Raw genomic sequence first — 17367 nt, forward strand, 5'->3', positions numbered from 1 at the left:
CATCCGCCCTTCGGGCACCTTCTCCCGATGGGAGAAGGGAAGCGCTACTTGTCGCAGCCGGTCATCTTCAGCGACTGCCCCGGCTTCAACGCATAGCCCGGCGCGCGCAGGCCGTTGGCCTTGGCCAACTGCTTGATGTCGCAGCTGTAGCGGTCGGCGATGCGGCCCAGCGTGTCGCCCTTGGCCACGCGGTAGCTGCGCACCTGCTTGGGCTTGGGCTTGACCGGCGCCGGGCGTCCGGTGGCGATGGTGGTCGGCACGCCGGCCACCGGGGTCACGTCGCCCACCGCCACGTTGCCGGTGGGATCGGCGACCACGGGCGTGTTACTGCGGATCGCGGCGTTGACGTCGGCGGTGATCAGCGCGCGCGCCAGGTCGGCACGCGGGCCGCTGACGCAATAGCGGTTGTACAGGCCGACGATCTTGGTGGTGGCGTTGATGGTGACCCCGGCCGGGATCCAGCCATCGGGTTCATAGCGCGGGTTGAGGTTGCGCAGCGCGCGCATGTAGCCGTCGCGGGTGCCGTCGCTGCCCAGGCAGATGGTCAGCTCGTAGATCGTGGTGGACTTGGCCAGGCGCAGCGTCGCCGGCTGCGCGTTGATCTTCGGGAACGCCACCCCGTACTGCTGCGGGTGCAGGAAGATCCACGCCGCGGCGATCACCATCGGCACGTAGTCCTTGGTCTCGGCCGGGAACTGGTTGTACACCTGGGCATCCCAGAAGCTGCGCCCCTGCATCTGGTTGTACACGCGCGCGGCACGGCCCTCGCCGCCGTTGTAGCCGGCCAGCGACAATTCGATGCTGCGGTTGAGCTCGGCCATGCGCTCGTTGATGTACACCGCGCTGGCCTCGGCGGCGCTGCGCGCGTCGTAGCGGGTATCGAAGCCGGTGCCGTCCGGGCCCAGCCCGAAGCGGCGCCCGGTGGCCGGCATGAACTGCATCAGCCCGGCGGCGCCGACCCGCGAATTGGCGTGCACGCGACCATTGGATTCCTTGGCGATGATGCCGAACAGCAGCGCCTCCGGCAGCCCGCGCTTTTCCCATTCCGGCCACATGATCGCGCGCAGGTTCTGGTAGTTCTCGTAGCTGTTCATCAGCGACGGGCGCATGTCGGTGAGCCAGCGGCGGATGCCGGCCTGCACCGCCGGGTTGTATTCGACCATCGCGTCGAAGGCATGGCGCTGGTCGTTGAGCAGGCTCGCCGCGCGCGCCGCTTCCGGCACATTGGCGGCCAGCGGACTGATGTGGTCAGGATCGGCCTGCAGCGGCATGGCGTCATCGTCGCTCGCATCGGCATCGGTCGCCGCGCCCTGCGCGTCGGCCTTGGCCTTGAGCAGGCGCTTGTACGCGCTCAGGTAGGTGCCGACCTGGCAGCCGCGCTGCTTGATGCAGGCATCGACCACGTCCTCGATGTCCTCCAGCGCCGCGTCGCTTTCCTGAGTGCCCTTGGGGTCGCTGTTGCCGACCAGCACCATCGCGTCGTTGTAGCGTTTCTCGGCCGCCGCCAGGCGCTGGTCGAGGACGGCGATGGCGGCCTTGTCGCGTGTGGAGACGCGTTCGGCGTGGGCAGAAGGCGCGGCGCAAGCCAGCGCCAAGGCAGCCACGGCGGGCCATCCATGGGTGATACGGAACGAAAGGGGCATGATGGGACGCGGCGACGGAAAGGCCGCAGGGTAGCCGCCGCTGTCACATCGCGGCAAGGTCGGGCACGCGCCGGTACCGCGCCGGCGGGGCATCCGTTCATCGCTCAGGCCAGGCAAACCGCGGCCCTGACGCCCTCGCCGCGAGCGGGCGCCGGCGCGAACGCCTAGAATCCGCCCACCTCACCGCGGAGCTGTTCATGGACCCGATCCTGCTGGGCAAAGGCCTGACCGACGACATCGCAGTGCTGCTGCAGCCGCGCCTGGGCAATCGCCACGGTCTGGTCGCCGGGGCCACCGGCACCGGCAAGACCGTGACCCTGATGACCCTGGCCGAGGGCTTCTCGCGGATCGGCGTGCCGGTGTTCATGGCCGACGTGAAGGGCGACGTGGCCGGGCTGGCGGTGGCCGGCGACGGCAGCGAGAAGGTGCTGCAGCGCGCCAGGGACATCGGCGTGGCCGACTACGCCCCTGCCGCCAACCCGGTGGTGTTCTGGGACCTGTACGGCCAGCTCGGGCACCCAGTGCGCACCACCGTCAGCGAGATGGGGCCGACCCTGCTGGCGCGGATCCTGGAACTCAACGACACCCAGGCCGGGGTGCTCGACATCGTGTTCAAGCTGGCCGATGACCGCGGCCTGCTGCTGCTCGACCTGGACGACCTGCGCGCCTTGCTGGCGCTGGTGGTCGAGCAGCGCAAGGACGTCTCCACCGAATACGGCCTGGTCAGCGCACCGTCGGTGGCGGCGATCCAGCGCGCGCTGCTGCGCCTGGCGCAGGACGGCGGCGAAGGCTTCTTCGGCGAACCGGCGCTGGACCTGGCCGAACTGATGCGGGTCGGCAGCGACGGCCGCGGCGTGATCGGCATCCTCGCCGCCGCGCAGTTGGTGCTCAAGCCGCGCCTGTACTCCACCTTCCTGCTGTGGCTGCTGTCGGAGCTGTTCGAAAAATTGCCGGAAGTGGGCGACCTGGACAAGCCCAAGCTGGTGTTCGTGTTCGACGAGGCGCACCTGCTGTTCGACGACGCGCCGCCGGCGCTGGTGCAGCGCATCGAGCAGGTGGTGCGGCTGATCCGCTCCAAGGGCGTGGGCGTGTACTTCTGTTCGCAGTTCCCCGACGACGTGCCGGACAACATCCTCGGCCAACTCGGCAACCGCGTGCAGCACGCGCTGCGCGCCTACACCCCGCGCGACCAGAAAGCGGTGCGCACCGCCGCCGAGACCTTCGTCGCCAATCCCAAGCTGGACGTGGCCAAGGCCATTTCCCAGCTCGGCACCGGCGAGGCCCTGGTCTCGACGCTGCAGGACAAGGGCGTGCCGATGCCGGTGCAGCAGACCCTGATCGCGCCGCCGCGCTGCCGGATGGGCGCGATCTCCGACGCCGAGCGTGCGCAGGTCCGCGCCGCCAGCGTGGTCGGCAACCGCTACGACACCGCGGTCAACCGCGATTCGGCGGCGGAAATGCTGGCGCGCCGGGTCGAGCAGGTGGCCGAAAAGACTGCGGCACCGGCGGCGCGCACCCGCGAGCAGGACGACGCGCAGGACAGCGGCTTCGGCCAGGCGGTCAAGGACGCGGTGTTCGGCACCAAGCGCCGCCAGGGCATGCTGGAGACGATGGCCAAGCAGACCTCGCGCACTGTCGGCAACCGCATCGGCCAGCAGATCGTGCGCGGCATCTTCGGCAGCATCTTCGGCGGCAAGCGCTGAGTGCGGGCGGATGGCAAGGCCGGTGGCGCGACGATGCGCGCGCCTTGCGGACACGGCCAATACATTTCAGATCCCGACACCCCACCTGTAGGAGCGGCTTCAGCCGCGACAGGATTCCCCGAGGAAACCGGCGCGGCCGATAGCCCGAGGCTGTCCGCAGCCAATCCCAAACACATACAGAACCACTAAAAAAACGCCCTACCCCAGCACCCCATGCAGCTTGGCGTACTGCAACAACATGATGGTCTTGCCATCGGCAATCTCGCCGGATTCGATCATCGCCAGCGCCACGTCGAGCGCCAGTTCCAGCACCTCGATCTCCTCGCCCTCGGCGGCAACGCCGCCGCCCGTGCCGACCTTGTCGCGATCGAAATACTCGCCCACGAAGAAATACAGCTTTTCGGTGACCGAGCCCGGACTCATGAACGCCTCGAACACCTTGCGCACGTTCTCGATCCGGTAGCCGGTTTCCTCTTCGGTCTCCTTGCGGATGCAGGTCTGCGCATCGTGCTGGTCGAGCAGCCCGGCGCAGGCTTCGATCAGCATGCCGTCGGGATTGCCGTTGAGCAGCGTCGGCAACCGGAACTGGCGGGTCAGCATCACCGTCTGCTTGGCGCGGCTGTAGAGCAGGATGGTGGAGCCGTTGCCGCGGTCGTAAGCCTCGCGCGACAGCGTCTGCCAGCTGCCGTCGCTGCGCTGGAAATCGAAGGTGACCTTGCGCAGCACGTACCAGTTGTCGGACAGCACCTCGACCTTTTCGATACGCACACGCGGATTGCCTGTGGCGGATGGGTTCAAGCGACACTCCATGCGTTGAGCTGGCGTCGGTGCCGGCGCCCGCAGCGGATTGCCGTCTGGGAATGCCGGCAGTCGCCGTGGAGCGCCCATTCTAGCCACAGCAGCGAGTCCACCCAGGACACGCCGTGTCCGCCGCAGCGCCCAGCCCAGTGCAACAGTGCACGCCGCGAACTGATCTTGCCCGGCTTGCGCTGCGCACCTGTGCCACATCGCGACCACGCATTGGCGCCGCGAGCGCGATGCATGAAGGACTTAAAGGCACCTTGCTCGGCACGACCTCGCCCGGACCAACGCGCCAGCGCGCCCCGATTGCACGCCCGCCTGGCGCGTCGCACAATCGGCGCACATTGAACGCAGGGGGCGTCATGGAAGACCGTCATCGCGCCGGCGCAAGCCGCGCGCGCCAAAGCACACCCGAACCTTTCTGGGCGCGCACCCGCGCCATCGCGCTGTATCCGCTGCACGGCGGCGCGCTGTTCGCACTGATCGCGCTGACCCTGTGCCGCCTGCTGGGAATGCTGCCGGGCATCGGCTGGATCATCGGCATCGTCACCACGCTGGCGATCTACAAATACGCCTTCGAGATCCTGCGGCATACCGCCGACGGATACATGGATGCGCCCGAGCGCGGCTTCGACATCGGCGACGGGGTGGTGCTGCGGCTGCTGGCGCTGATGATCGTGCTCGGCGCGGTGGTCGCCGCCGCGGCGCTGCTCGCCGGCCCGGCCGTCGGCCTGCTGACCTTGCTGGCGGTGGTGCTGCTGCAGCCCGGCTTCCTGATCTCGCTGGCCATCGACGGCAGCCTGCGCCGCGCGCTCAATCCGGCCGTGTCGATCGGCCTGGCGCTGCGCATCGGCTGGCCGTACCTGGCCGCGTTCGGCCTGCTGTTCGTGATCCAGGCCAGCGCGCTGACCGCGGCCCGATGGCTGCAGCACTACCTGCCGCCGTTGGTCAGCGACCTGGCGGTCGGGGTGGTGACGATCTGGGGCCTGTTCGCCGCCTTCCATCTGATGGGCTATCTGGTCTACCAGTACCACGAGGTGCTGGGCTACGAACCGGCCGCCGGCGACGACGCCACGCATGGCCGCCACGATCCGGACCAGCGCGTGCTCGACGAAGCCGAACAGTTCGTGCGCGACGGCCACGCGCCCGAGGCGCTGCAGCTGCTGCGCGGCGAAGTGCGCTCGCGCGCGGTCAGCCTGGCGGTGCACGAGCTGTACCAGCGCCTGCTGCGCAACGGCGGACGCGCCGACGACCGCCGCGACCACACCCGCCAGTACATCAATCGCCTGCTGCAGGAAAAGCAGGAGCGGCGCGCACTGGCGCTGCTGCGCGAGGCCCTCGACACCGATCCCGACTTCGCCCCGCTGCTGCCGGAACAGGCCTCGCTGCTGGCCGAGCGCGCGCAGCTCGCCGGGCAGTTCAAGCTCTCGCTCGACGGCCTGCTCGCCGCCCTGCGCGCCTGGCCCAAGGCGGCGGAATTCGGCGCCTGGTCGCTGAGCGCGGCGCTGTTGCTGGCCGAGCGCTTCGGCGACGACGCACAGGCGCGCGCGCTGCTGCAGGACGCGCTCGCGCGCTGCGAGGACGAGGCGCAACGCGGCAAGTTGCAGGCGGCGCTGAAGGCGCTGACCATCGCGCCGGCCTAGCACCGGCGCGCGACCGGGCGCCATGCCGTCGCCAACGGCACTCACGCGTTGGCGAGCAGGAACCGGGCCTTGTCCGCCTGCGGCTGATCCGGGTAGCGCTCGATCACCGCGAGCAACAGGCGGCGCCACTCCGAGGGCGTCTGCTGCTCGCCATGGCCCAGCGCGAGCCGGAACCAGTGCTGCGCCTGTTCGGCGCGCGGCACCGCCGCATCCTGTGCCAGCAGCGCTTCGGCATCGCGCAGCCGGCCCAGCGCCAGCCAGCGATCGAACAGCAGCGCTCGCGTCGCCGCGTCCACGGCGATGGCACCGGCAATGCAGTCGCCGAGCAACGCTGCCTGCGCTTGCGCTTCCTGCGCCGTGGTCGCCGGCAGGCGCAGCAGTTCGATCGCGCGCGCCTGCGCGGCACGCGCATCGCCGGCATTGCGCGCGACCCGGTAACGCGCCTGCGCCACATCGAAGCGGCGCGGCTGCTCGGCGGCGAGTTCGTCGAGCAGGAACGCGGCCTCGCGGTTCTCCAGTCGCCCCAGATGCCGCTGCGCACGCTCCCAGCGGTCGTCCGCAGCGGCCACGGCCTCGTCGCGCATGAAGGCTTCGCGGGTCTGCCGCAGCGCCACCAGCGCCGCACCGAGCAGCGCGCCGGTGACCAGGCCGCCGGCATGCGCATCGAAGCCGATCCCCGCATCGCCGTTGGCCAACAGGTTGTACAGCTCCCAGCCCAGCCACAGCGGCAGCAACGCGATCGCCGGCCCGCGCACGTAGTCGAACACCACCGCGAACCAGTAGAAGAAGCGCACCGGCCGCCGTCCCCAGACCACGCAGAACGCGCCCATCAGCGCGGCGATGGCGCCGGACGCGCCCAGACCGCCGCCGGCCTCGCCCCAGCGCCAGCACAGGCTGACCGCACTGGAACCGATCGCGCCCAGCAGGTAGACCAGCAGGAACCGCCAGCGCCCGATCGCGCCTTCCAGCAAGGTGCCGAGCACCACCAGGAACAGCATGTTGCCGAACAGATGCAACGCGTCGGCATGCAGGAACGCCGAGGACAGCATCCGCGCCGGCGACCATTCGGAGCTGCGCTGCAGATGGCGCAAGGTGAACACGCGGCCCAGCAACGCGTCGTAGCGGGCGCGCAGCAGCGCCCAGGCCTGCTGCGCGGCGGGGTCCTCGAACGCCTCGCCGCTGCGCAACGCCTGCACGAAGCGCACGTCGTTGAGGCTGGCGGTACCGACGAACTCCGCCTGCTGCGCAGCCGGCACGCGCTCGAACTGGGCCAGCGCCTCCCCGCGCCCGCTATGCTGCAGGTAACGCGCGTAGGCCGGCGCTTCGTAGGCGCCGAGTCCGGAATCGAGGTAATAGCGTTGCGCCTGCTGCAGCGGCACCGCGTCCTGGCGCTGCCAGCCGAAATAGACCGCCGCGTTGAGCAGCACCAGCAGCAGCGTGATCAGCGGAAAATTCTCCCGCGACAGCGGCTTGTGCAACGGCAGGATCAGCATCGAACAACGTCCGTGTGGATGGCCGCGCCAGCTTCGGCCATCGTCCGCGCGTGCGCAAGACTGACGCACGCGCTAGCATCGCCACCCCGCTCCACCGCAGTGCCGACCCCGATGAGCCGCTGGCGTCCTCCCGCCGAGAAAAGCACCGCCCTGATCACCGCCGAAGGCCACGCCCGGCTCAAGGCCGAGCTCGAGGACTTGTGGCGCGTGCGCCGGCCGGAGGTGGTCAAGGCGCTGGCCGCGGCCGCAGCCGAGGGCGACCGTTCGGAAAATGCCGAGTACACCTACCGCAAGAAACAGCTGGGCGAGATCGACCGCCGCGTGCGCTACCTGAGCAAGCGCCTGGAGGCACTGCGCGTGGTAGACACCGCGCCGTCCGATCCGCAGGCGGTGTTCTTCGGCGCGGTAGTCGAGCTGGAGGATGCCGACAGCGGCGAACTGCTGCGCTACCGCATCGTCGGCCCGGACGAGACCGATGCCGGCCGCGGCTGGATCAGCATCGACTCGCCGCTGGCGCGGGCGCTGCTGAAGAAGCGCATCGACGACGAGATCGAGGCGCAACTGCCCGGCGGCCGCCACAGCTTCGTGGTGGTGTCGGTGGACTACGCGGCGCGCTGAGCGACCGGCTGTCGCGCACGCGCGATTGGCAATGCCTTGCGGGCTTCACAGCACCTGCAGATTCAGTGCCTGCCGCGGTTGCGCCGTGCCCATCGGCAATGCCTCGCCGAATAGATCGTGCTCGTCGCTGTCGGTGATCTCCACGTCGACCAGATCGCCCGGCTGCAGGCCGCACTTGGCGCCGTTCTGGATGTGCACCAAGCCGTCGATCTCCGGCGCATCGGCCTTCGAGCGTGCCACCGCGATGCCGTCCTCCAGCAGATCGACCAGGCATTGCTGCACGCTGCCGATCCTGGCTTGCAGCCGCGCCGGCCTGGGTCCGAGGGTGCTAGGAGAAAAACGCGCGGGTTATAACGCTCGGCCGGACCGCGCGGCGGACACCGCAAGCCGCCGCACATGGCACACCCCATCCCAATCGCGTTGACAGCCGCCTAGCCGCCGGCGTGGATAATCGTCGCTTCTCTCCCCCGCCACAGGAACGCACCATGGGCCACTGGACTACCCTCGATACCCCGCACGGTCAGGTCTCCGCCTGGCACGCCGTACCGGAAGGCGCCCCGCGCGGCGGCCTGGTGCTGATCCAGGAGATCTTCGGCGTCACCGCCTATATCCGCGAGGTCGCCGACTACTACGCCGCGCAAGGCTACGAAGTGCTGGCGCCGGGCCTGTTCGATCCGGTGGAAAAGGACATGCAGCTGAACTACGACCAGGACGGCGTGAACAGGGGCCTGGAACTGGTCGGCGCGCTCGGCTTCGACAAGGCGCTGGACATCGTGCAGGCCGCGGCGCAGGCGCTGGCGCCGGCCGGCAAGGTCGGCACCGTCGGCTATTGCTGGGGCGGCAGTGTTGCGCTGCTGGCGGCGGTACGGTTGGGCCTGCCGTCGGTGAGCTACTACGGCGGGCGCAATACCCAGTTCCTCGACGAAGCCCCGAAGGCGCCGGTGCTGTTCCACTTCGGCGCGCAGGACAGCAGCATTCCGCCGGACTCGGTACAGCAGCACCGCGAGAAACTGCCGCAGATGCAGACCTACGTGTATCCGGCCGGGCATGGTTTCGACCGCCATGTGGATCCGAACCACTACGATGCCGACAGCGCCGAAAGCGCGCGCGAACGCAGCCTCGCGTTCCTCGCCGAACACCTGCGCTGAGCCGCGCCGATGGCCGATTTCGCACTCGATCCGCGACTGGAAGCGGATAGCGCGTTCGTTGCCGACGGCCCGCTGTCGCAGGTGCGGCTGATGGACGACGCGCGCTTTCCGTGGCTGCTGCTGGTGCCGCGCGTCGCCGGCGCCAGCGAGTGGATCGACCTGGACGGCGCCCAGCAGCGCCTGCTGCTGGCCGAGATCAATCAGCTCTCGCAGCTGCTGCGCGGCGAGCCGGGCGTGCACAAACTCAACATCGGCGCCCTGGGCAATATCGTGCGCCAATTGCACGTGCACCTGATCGGGCGCCACGAAGGCGACGCGGCCTGGCCCGGGCCGGTATGGGGCAGCGGCACGGCGCAGCGGCTGGACGCCGATGTGCTGCAGACCCGTGTTGCGGCGTGGCGGCAACGGCTACGATAGGCGCCCTTTTAGCGGAAGCCGCGTCTCCATGAAATCCAATGTGATCGCCGCCATCGTGCTGATCGTGATCGGCCTGGTGTTCCTGGCCAACAACCTGGGCTGGACCAATCTCAGCCTGGGCCGGCTGATCGCCACCTGGTGGCCGGCGATCCTGGTCGCGGTCGGCGTGGGCATGCTGTTCGGGCGCGGCAAGTAGTAATTGTCGGGATTGGGGAGTCGGGATTGGGGATTCGCTGCAGCGATCTCCACCTCCCGACTGCCTGAGCCATGCGATCGGCCCCGGCGCGTTCGCGCCGTTGGCGGCCGCCGATGCGCGGCAGCCGGCACGTCCGCATCAACGGCGGACGTTGACCACCTGGGTGCCTGCGATCAGGTCGTGCAGGCAACGCTTGTCCTTGCGGAAGATGAACAGCGCATCCACCAGCGCATAGAAGTTGCCTGCGACCGGCACCAACGCTAACAGTTGGGTCGGCAGGTAGCGCAGCGCGATCAGCCGCCACAGCGGCGGTTGCCCGCCCTCCAGATCGGCGATACGGATCCACAGCAGCTTCTTGCCCCAGGTCTGCCCGGTCTTGGCCAGCGGATAGCCCTGCACCACCAAGAACACCACGAACGACAGCACCGCGTAGCCGGCCATGGTCAGCCACGGCATCGGCTCGCCACCGCGCGCCGCGTCCATGACCCTGCCGAAATAGCCGGTCAGTGCGGCCAGCGGCAGGAAGGTCGCCAGCGCGATCACGCCGTCGATCAGCGCCGCGCCGAGGCGCTCGCCTCGGCCGGCCAGCACCTCGGCACCGTCCAGCGCCAGCGGCACCGACGGCAACGGCGCTTCGGGCGCCTGGTAGGGATTGGGGTCGTTCATTGCGCGCTCCTTGTGCAGTTGGGAAAAATCAGGTCCTGGGCAGGGTCACGCCGGTCTGGCCCTGGTACTTGCCGCCGCGATCCTTGTAGCTGGTCTCGCACACGTCGTCGGCATCGGACTGGAAGAACAGCATCTGCGCCACGCCTTCGTTGGCGTAGATGCGCGCCGGCAGCGGCGTGGTGTTGCTGAATTCCAGGGTGACGTGCCCTTCCCACTCCGGCTCCAGCGGCGTGACATTGACGATGATGCCGCAGCGCGCGTAAGTGCTCTTGCCCAGGCACACCACCAGCGTGTCGCGCGGGATGCGGAAGAATTCCACGGTGCGCGCCAGGGCGAAGCTGTTGGGTGGGATGATGCATTCGTCGGCCTCGATGTCCACGAAGCTCTTCGGATCGAAGCGCTTGGGGTCGACGATGGTCGAGTTGATGTTGGTGAACACCTTGAACTCGCGCGAGCAGCGCACGTCGTAGCCGTAGCTGGAGGTGCCGTAGCTGACGATGCGCTCGCCGTTGAGCTGCTTCACCTGGCCCGGCTCGTAAGGCGCGATCATGCCGTGCTGCTCGGACATGCGGCGGATCCAGCGGTCGCTCTTGATGCTCATACGTCTTCCTGATGCCTGTGGCGGCAGGCCGGAACCTGCCCGCCGGGAGCGCGGCCGACGCCGGAGCGGGCCGCAGTGACCGGCGATTCTAGCCGGTCGCGGCGCGTTCGCGGCGGCCGCGGCGGCGCTCAGAGCAGCGAGGCGGAAATCGGGATCGATGCGCGCGGCCGCTTGCGCAGCTCCTCGGTCAGGCGCTGCGCGGTCACCAGATAGGCCAGCGCGGCGGCCGAGTCCGGGTCCGCGGCCACGATCGGGGTGCCGGCGTCGCCCTGCTCGCGGATCGCGATCGCCAACGGCAGCGATCCCAGCAGCGGCACGCCGTACTGCTGCGCCATGCGCTGGCCGCCGCCTTCGCCGAACAGGTGCTCGACATGGCCGCACTGCGTGCAGGTATGCACCGCCATGTTCTCGACGATACCCAGCACCGGCACCTCGACCTTCTCGAACATCTTCAGCGCCTTCTTCGCGTCCAGCGTGGCGATGTCCTGCGGCGTGGTCACGATCACCGCGCCGGCGACCGGAATCTTCTGCGCCAGGGTCAGCTGGATGTCGCCGGTGCCAGGCGGCAGGTCGATCAGCAGGTAGTCCAGGTCGTCCCACAGCGTATCGGTGAACAGCTGGGTCAGTGCCGAGGTGGCCATCGGCCCGCGCCAGATCATCGGCGTGTCCTGGTCCACCAGCAGCCCGATCGACATCGCTTCGATGCCGAACGCGCGCATCGGCTCGATCGACTTGTTGTCGGGGCTGTCCGGGCGGCCGCTCAGGCCGAGCATGGCCGGCACGCTGGGGCCATAGACATCGGCATCCAGCACCCCGACCCGCGCGCCCTGGCGCTGCAGCGCCAGCGCCAGGTTCACCGCGGTGGTGGACTTGCCCACCCCGCCCTTGCCGGAACCGATGGCGATGACATTGCGGATCCGCGGCAGCGGCGTGAGGTTTGGCTGGACGGCGTGGACGGGAATGCGGGGACGGTCGGTCATCGGAAAACTCGTAGAGGAAACGTCGCAGCGCGCCGGCGCGCGGCGGGAACAGGGATGGCAGCGGCGAGCGCCGTCTGTCGGGAGGGCGTCGCAACGGATCGAATTGGGGCATGACTATACAAGTGCGGCGTGCCGTCCATGTCGGTGCAGCCGCCAGGCAGCCGCGCGAAGTTGCGCCAGCGCAGTCCTGTCTCGGCAGCGCGCAATCGCAGCCTCGGCCAGCGAGCCGGCGACCCAAGCATGGGACATCGGTCTTCCGCCAAGACGTAGCGTCGGCCGGCAAGCGCGCCACGCTATGGACCTCTGTACCGATCATCGCGCCCCATTATGGCGAAGCATGCTCACCGAATTGGTGCAGGACCACCATCATTGGCGAGGCCGCGCCAAGTCGCCGGATGCCCGGTTTGTGGTCCCTCCGGCAAATTGCCGCGTTATCACAAATGCCTATTCAGTCATATGGCCGATGCCACGCCCCCGAATGGTGCAAAGCAGCGTGGAAGGTGTCGCCACGGGCATACAACGCCACGTTTGACAGGCGTTTGCTGCCAGATAGGCGCAGATCGGCCCTGTAGACGAAAAAGGTGACACGGCTGTACAAATGGCGTTAAGTTCATGTTACGTTTGGGTTGCTCGCATGGATGCGGAACCGATTTCAAGGCATATGTCGTGGCACGACGCCCCTCGCCTTTTCTTTATTGATTTCCGGGGATAGAGATAAATGACTGCTCGTCAGACACGTAGTTTCAAGCACAGCCGCCTGAGCGCGGCGTTGGTGACCGCCATGGTCGTGCCGGCCGCGTTCAGCGCCTTCGCGCAGGACAGCACCGACACCAAGGCCACCGACCTTGAGAAGGTCACGGTCACCGGCTCGCTGATCCCGCAGAGCGAGATCGAGACCGCCACGCCGATCACCACCATCACCGCCGAAGACATCAAGGCCCGCGGCTTCAATTCGGTGGCCGATGTGCTGCAGAAGAGCTCGTTCGCGACCGGCGCGGTGCAGGGTGGCCAGAGCTCCGGCACCTTCACCCAGGGCGCGAAGACGGTCAGCCTGTTCGGCCTGTCGCCGGGCTACGTGAAGTACCTGATCGACGGCCGGCCGATGTCGAACTACCCGGCGCTGTACAACGGCAGCGACACCTTCAACAACATCAGCGGCATTCCGATCGACCTGGTCGACCGCATCGAGATCCTGCCGGGTGGCCAGTCGTCGCTGTACGGCTCCGACGCGATCGCCGGCGTGATCAACGTCATCCTCAAGAAGAAGATGGACGGCGCGGTGTTCAGCATCCGCGGCGGCGGCTTCTCCGAAGGCGGCGGCAGCAACTTCCGCGCCACCTTCGCCGACGGCTGGACCTCCGCCGACGGCCGCACCTCCGTGCTCGGCGGCGTGCAGTACGAAGAGAAGGATCCGATCTGGGCCTACGATCGCGGCCTGACCAGGCAGTACAACACGCAGGGCTACAGCGCGCCGCTGATCAGCCGCGACTTCCTGGTGTACAGCCCGTTCACCAGCTACAAGTTCCTCGACCCGGCCAACTGCGGCAACGTTTCCGGCCTGTTCGGCGGCACCATGGCGCTGCAGCAGCGCCCGGGCTTCGGCGACGAGTACTACTGCGGTTCCAAGTACACCCCGGGCTACCGCACCCTGGACAACGGCCAGAAGTCGCTGCAGGCGTACGTGCACGGCACCTTCGACCTCAACGACAACGTGCAGCTGTACGGCGACGTGCTCTACAGCAAGGACCAGGTCAAGTACAACTCCGGCGGCAGCTATCTGTGGTGGGGCACCGCTTCCGACTTCGGCTACTACTACGACCCGAACCTGGACGACCTGGTCAACCTGCAGCGCTCGTTCGCGCCTGAGGAAGTCGGCCCGAACGGCTTCAACGACACGATGAGCCGCGACACCAGCGAGTCGGTCCGCGTCACCTTCGGTGCGCAGGGCACGCTCGGCCAGTCCAGCTGGGACTACGACGCCGGCGTCACCTATACCCAGTACAAGCTGGAAGAGCGCAGCCTTGTCCGCTTCAAGGACCCGATCGACCAGTTCTTCATCAACAAGGTGCTGGGACCGCAGCAGGGCCTGGATCCGATCTACAACGCCTATCCGGTCTACACCCCCAACTACGCGGCGTTCTACTCGCCGATCACGCCGGAAGAATTCGCCAGCTTCACCGGCCATGCGACCAACAAGAGCAAGACCTCCGACGGCATGCTGCGCCTGCAGCTGACCAACGCCAAGCTGTTCACCCTGCCCGGCGGCGACGCGGGCCTGGCCGTGGTCGGCGAATACGGCAAGCAGAAGTGGGACTACGATCCGGCGCCGGAGATCCTCAACGGCGAAGTGTGGGGTCTGACCTCGGTGGCCGGCGGCGGCGACCGCGACCGCTACGCGCTGACCTCGGAACTGCGCATGCCGGTGTTCGAGCCGCTGACCATCACCCTGGCCGGCCGCTACGACGCGTTCAAGGCCAGCGGCACCACCGTCGACAAGCCGACCTACAGCGTCGCGCTGGAATACCGTCCGTTCCAGTCGCTGCTGCTGCGCGGCAAGTACGGCACCGCGTTCCGCGCGCCGACCCTGTCCGACCAGTTCCAGGGCGAGAGCGGCTACTACAACACCGTGATCGACTACTACCAATGCGCGCAGCGCGGCTATCTGCCGGGCAACACCGACAACTGCCCGGCCGCCTACTCCGGCCGCCAGTTCCGGGGCACGCAGTCCGGCAACCTCGGCCTGAAGCCGATCAACGCCGATGTATGGAGCGCAGGCTTCGTGTGGTCGCCGGTCGACCGCATGGCGCTGACCTTCGACTACCTCAACTGGGACATCAGCGATGAAGTCACCCAGCAGAGCGCCGACGCGCTGAGCCTGCAGGATTATCGCTGCCGCGCCGGCATCGACGACATCAGCTCGGCGCTGTGCACCAGCGCGATGGCGCAGGTCACCCGCAACGCAGCCGGTCAGATCACCGGGATCTATACGCCGAAGATCAACGTCTCCAACCAGAAGCTGGAAATGGCCGTGGCCTCGTTCCGCTACGGCTACGACTTCGGACGTTGGGGCGACCTCAGCTCGGTGGTCAGCTACACGCAGAAAATCAGCCACGAATACACCCAGTATGCTGGTGACGAACCGATCGACATGCTCAACAATCCGTACTGGAGCACGGATCCGAAGCGCAAGGCCGATGCCTCGCTGACCTGGGAAATCGGCGACTTCGCGACCACCTGGTACGCCAGCTGGTTCGACAAGACCCCGAACTACGCGGCAAATCTCAGCACCGCCGGTTACGATGCGCCGCGCGCCGGCAAGCTGCCGTCGCACATCACCCACAACGCCAGCGTCACCTACACGGCGTTCGAGGGCATGGAGCTGTCGCTGATGCTCACCAACGTGTTCAACAAGATGCCGCCCTTCGACGCGTCCTACCCGGGCAGCGCGACTTCGCCGTACAACGCGTACAACTACGATGCATACGGCCGCGCGTACTACCTGGAAATGCGTTATTCGTTCGGCAAGTAATCGAGCCTGAAGCGACACCAAAGCCCACCCGCGAGGGTGGGCTTTTTTTATGCGTGGCGCCTGCTGGCGGGATATGTGCGACAGCGACTGCAAGCGCCCGCTTTGGCGCCCGCAATGACCCACGGCCGCACGCGCGATGCTGCGGCCTGTGCGTTCGGTCGATCTGTTATCGGAAGATCCGTGCCGCCTCAGCGGCTGCCTTGCCCCGTCGCTTCGAGCGATTGCGTATCCAGCAATTGTTTCAGCTCGGCGAGATCCTCGCCGTAGCGCTGCCAACGCCCCATGTAGGCACGGGTCATCGAGGTGCGCACCTGGACCACGCTGGCGGTGGCCACCGGCGCCTGGTTCTGCTCGAAACGCAGGCAGGCCTCGTCCCACGGCAAGCCGCAGAACTCCAGCAAACGGCGCGTGGTCGGCTCCTGCTCCAGCACCAGATCTGCGTAGTCGATTTCCAGCAGCCGCTGCGGGAACAACGCGCGCCAATGCGCCATCAAACGCTCGAACATCAGGTAATAGCGGCCGACGTCCATCAGGTCGAAGGAATAGTCGTAGTACGGCGAGGACAGTGCGAACAGCTGGCGGAAGTTGCTCAGGCAGGTGTCCATCGGATCGCGCCGCAGGCAGACGATGCGCGCATTCGGCAACGCGCGCGCGATATGCCCCACGTACAGGAAGTTGTGCGGCAGCTTGTCCACGAACCGCGGCTTGGCGGCGGTGCCGGGACGGGTGGACTCGACGTAGGCGCGGCCGAGTTCGCGCCAGTCCAGCCCCTGCAGCTGGGTCAGCGTGGCCACGTCCAGGATCGCCGACGATGGCGTGCGCACCAGGCGCTTGAGCGCCACCGAGAAATTCTGCAGCTCGCCGGCCGAGTGCACCTGCGGATGGCTGGACAGGATCCGGTCCACCAGGGTGGTGCCGCTGCGCGGCATGCCGACCACGAAGATCGGCTCTTCGCTGTCAAAGCCCGGCGCAGGCGCAGCGTCGGCGGGGAAGGCCTGCTGCAACGCCTCGAACAGCACCGCATCGCGCTCGGACGTGTAACCGCGCGCGCGCTTCTGCACCGCCTTGCCCTGCACGTAGCCACGGAACGCGGCATGGTAGTCGCCGAGATCCTCGTGCTCCTTGGCCAGCGCCAGGTTGAGATACAGCACCGCTTCCGGCACGTCGCCGGCCGAAGCCAGCGCCTGCTCCAGCAAGGCCAGGTTGTTCTCGTCCGCGCTCCACTTGCGCAACTGCGACAGCGACAGATAGACCTTCCAGTAGCGTGGTTCCATGGCCAGGCAGGCCCGGTATTCCTGCTCGGCTTCCTGCAACCGCCCGGAGAACAGCAGCGAGGTGCCGAGGTTGTAGCGAAAGCTGGCGTGTTGCGGCGCGAGCTGCACCGCCTGGGTGAACGCGTCCAGCGCCGCGACGTGTTCGTTGACCTGGGTGTAGACCACGCCCAGCGTGTCCAGCGTATGCGCGTCGCTCGGCCGCAACGCCATCGCCTGGTCGGCGAAGTGATGCGCCTCCTGCATGAAGCGCCCCATCGCCAGCACCTTGGCCAGCTGCGTCGCGTAGTCGGCACGCTGCGGATTCAAGGTCGTCGCCTGATACAGGTGCGCCGCGGCAGCTTGCATCTGCTTCAGTTCCAACGCCGCCACGCCGGCCACGAACTGCACGCCGGCATGTTGCGGCAACGCGCGCAGAAGATGCTGCGCGAGCCGCTGCGCCTGGCCCCAGTCGCGCTGGTTGAGCGCGGCGACAGCCTGGTTGTAGAGCTGAACCTGTTCGGTCATGGAGGGGCCTGATGTCGGAGGAAGCCGGCGCTGGGGCGAGGACGCCACGGTTCGAGCGAGCGGCCAGCCATTATGCCCGGCGATCGGAACGATGGTCTTGGCGCGGATGCCTGCGCCATGTCGCATCGGATCCGCGCACCGACGCGGCGCG

At 67.8% G+C, this 17367-nt stretch carries 14 protein-coding genes and 1 pseudogene; 7 read left to right on the forward strand and 8 right to left on the reverse strand.

The features are described 5' to 3' along the window. Positions 1 to 44: 44 nt before the first annotated feature. Positions 45 to 1643 (reverse strand): transglycosylase SLT domain-containing protein, encoded by a 1599-nt coding sequence (locus HEP75_RS13885; protein ID WP_185823912.1) that lies wholly within the window; start codon positions 1641 to 1643, stop codon positions 45 to 47. Between the two features lie 197 nt (positions 1644 to 1840). On the opposite strand from HEP75_RS13885, the gene HEP75_RS13890 reads away from it, so the two are divergent. Then, positions 1841 to 3346 (forward strand): helicase HerA-like domain-containing protein, encoded by a 1506-nt coding sequence (locus HEP75_RS13890; RefSeq protein WP_185823913.1) that lies wholly within the window; start codon positions 1841 to 1843, stop codon positions 3344 to 3346. Between the two features lie 198 nt (positions 3347 to 3544). Here the strand turns inward: HEP75_RS13890 and nudK are convergent, their stop codons facing one another. Next, the gene (nudK, locus tag HEP75_RS13895) at positions 3545 to 4144 is read right to left on the reverse strand and encodes a GDP-mannose pyrophosphatase NudK (protein WP_185823914.1); all 600 of its coding nucleotides are present in this window, start codon (positions 4142 to 4144) and stop codon (positions 3545 to 3547) included. A 365-nt stretch (positions 4145 to 4509) separates the two neighbouring features. Between nudK and HEP75_RS13900 the strand changes: the two genes are divergently transcribed. Continuing rightward, positions 4510 to 5790 (forward strand): hypothetical protein, encoded by a 1281-nt coding sequence (locus tag HEP75_RS13900; RefSeq protein WP_185823915.1) that lies wholly within the window; start codon positions 4510 to 4512, stop codon positions 5788 to 5790. A gap of 41 nt (positions 5791 to 5831) precedes the next feature. Here HEP75_RS13900 and HEP75_RS13905 read toward each other — a convergent pair whose 3' ends face one another. Then, positions 5832 to 7283 carry a rhomboid family intramembrane serine protease gene (locus HEP75_RS13905; RefSeq protein WP_185813306.1) on the reverse strand — a complete coding sequence of 484 codons (1452 nt, stop codon included), beginning with the start codon at positions 7281 to 7283 and terminating at the stop codon, positions 5832 to 5834. Between the two features lie 111 nt (positions 7284 to 7394). On the opposite strand from HEP75_RS13905, the gene greB reads away from it, so the two are divergent. Continuing rightward, positions 7395 to 7901 (forward strand): transcription elongation factor GreB, encoded by a 507-nt coding sequence (gene greB / locus HEP75_RS13910; protein WP_185823916.1) that lies wholly within the window; start codon positions 7395 to 7397, stop codon positions 7899 to 7901. A 45-nt stretch (positions 7902 to 7946) separates the two neighbouring features. Here the strand turns inward: greB and rimO are convergent. Then, positions 7947 to 8207, reverse strand: a pseudogene (gene rimO, locus HEP75_RS13915) (30S ribosomal protein S12 methylthiotransferase RimO); the annotation flags it as partial. 179 nt (positions 8208 to 8386) lie between these two features. Here rimO and HEP75_RS13920 point away from each other — a divergent pair. Genes HEP75_RS13920 through HEP75_RS13930 form a run of 3 tightly spaced genes read left to right on the forward strand, consistent with a single transcriptional unit; the run spans position 8387 to position 9662 of the window. Further along, positions 8387 to 9049 (forward strand): dienelactone hydrolase family protein, encoded by a 663-nt coding sequence (locus HEP75_RS13920; protein WP_185823917.1) that lies wholly within the window; start codon positions 8387 to 8389, stop codon positions 9047 to 9049. A 9-nt stretch (positions 9050 to 9058) separates the two neighbouring features. After that, a complete protein-coding gene (locus HEP75_RS13925) occupies positions 9059 to 9466 on the forward strand; it encodes an HIT family protein (protein ID WP_185820490.1) in 408 nt (135 codons plus the stop codon). A 28-nt stretch (positions 9467 to 9494) separates the two neighbouring features. Beyond that, on the forward strand, positions 9495 to 9662 hold the full coding sequence (locus HEP75_RS13930; protein ID WP_003467495.1) for a DUF5668 domain-containing protein: 168 nt from the start codon (positions 9495 to 9497) through the stop codon (positions 9660 to 9662). A 138-nt stretch (positions 9663 to 9800) separates the two neighbouring features. Here HEP75_RS13930 and HEP75_RS13935 read toward each other — a convergent pair whose 3' ends face one another. The 3 genes from HEP75_RS13935 to apbC form a co-directional block, all read right to left on the reverse strand. Further along, a complete protein-coding gene (locus HEP75_RS13935) occupies positions 9801 to 10328 on the reverse strand; it encodes an RDD family protein (RefSeq protein WP_185823918.1) in 528 nt (175 codons plus the stop codon). Between the two features lie 28 nt (positions 10329 to 10356). Continuing rightward, positions 10357 to 10929, reverse strand: a complete 573-nt coding sequence (dcd, locus tag HEP75_RS13940; RefSeq protein ID WP_185813311.1) for a dCTP deaminase — start codon at positions 10927 to 10929, stop codon at positions 10357 to 10359. Positions 10930 to 11057: 128 nt separating this feature from the next. Next, a complete protein-coding gene (apbC, locus tag HEP75_RS13945; RefSeq protein WP_185823919.1) occupies positions 11058 to 11909 on the reverse strand; it encodes an iron-sulfur cluster carrier protein ApbC in 852 nt (283 codons plus the stop codon). A gap of 781 nt (positions 11910 to 12690) precedes the next feature. Here apbC and HEP75_RS13950 point away from each other — a divergent pair. Then, complete coding sequence (locus HEP75_RS13950; protein WP_185826608.1) at positions 12691 to 15438, forward strand: TonB-dependent receptor; 2748 nt, start codon at positions 12691 to 12693, stop codon at positions 15436 to 15438. Between the two features lie 188 nt (positions 15439 to 15626). Here HEP75_RS13950 and HEP75_RS13955 read toward each other — a convergent pair whose 3' ends face one another. Beyond that, positions 15627 to 17216 carry a sulfotransferase gene (locus HEP75_RS13955; RefSeq protein WP_185823920.1) on the reverse strand — a complete coding sequence of 530 codons (1590 nt, stop codon included), beginning with the start codon at positions 17214 to 17216 and terminating at the stop codon, positions 15627 to 15629. Positions 17217 to 17367: the final 151 nt, after the last annotated feature.

The sequence above is a fragment of the Xanthomonas sp. SI genome (assembly GCF_014236855.1).
Taxonomy (GTDB): domain Bacteria; phylum Pseudomonadota; class Gammaproteobacteria; order Xanthomonadales; family Xanthomonadaceae; genus Xanthomonas_A.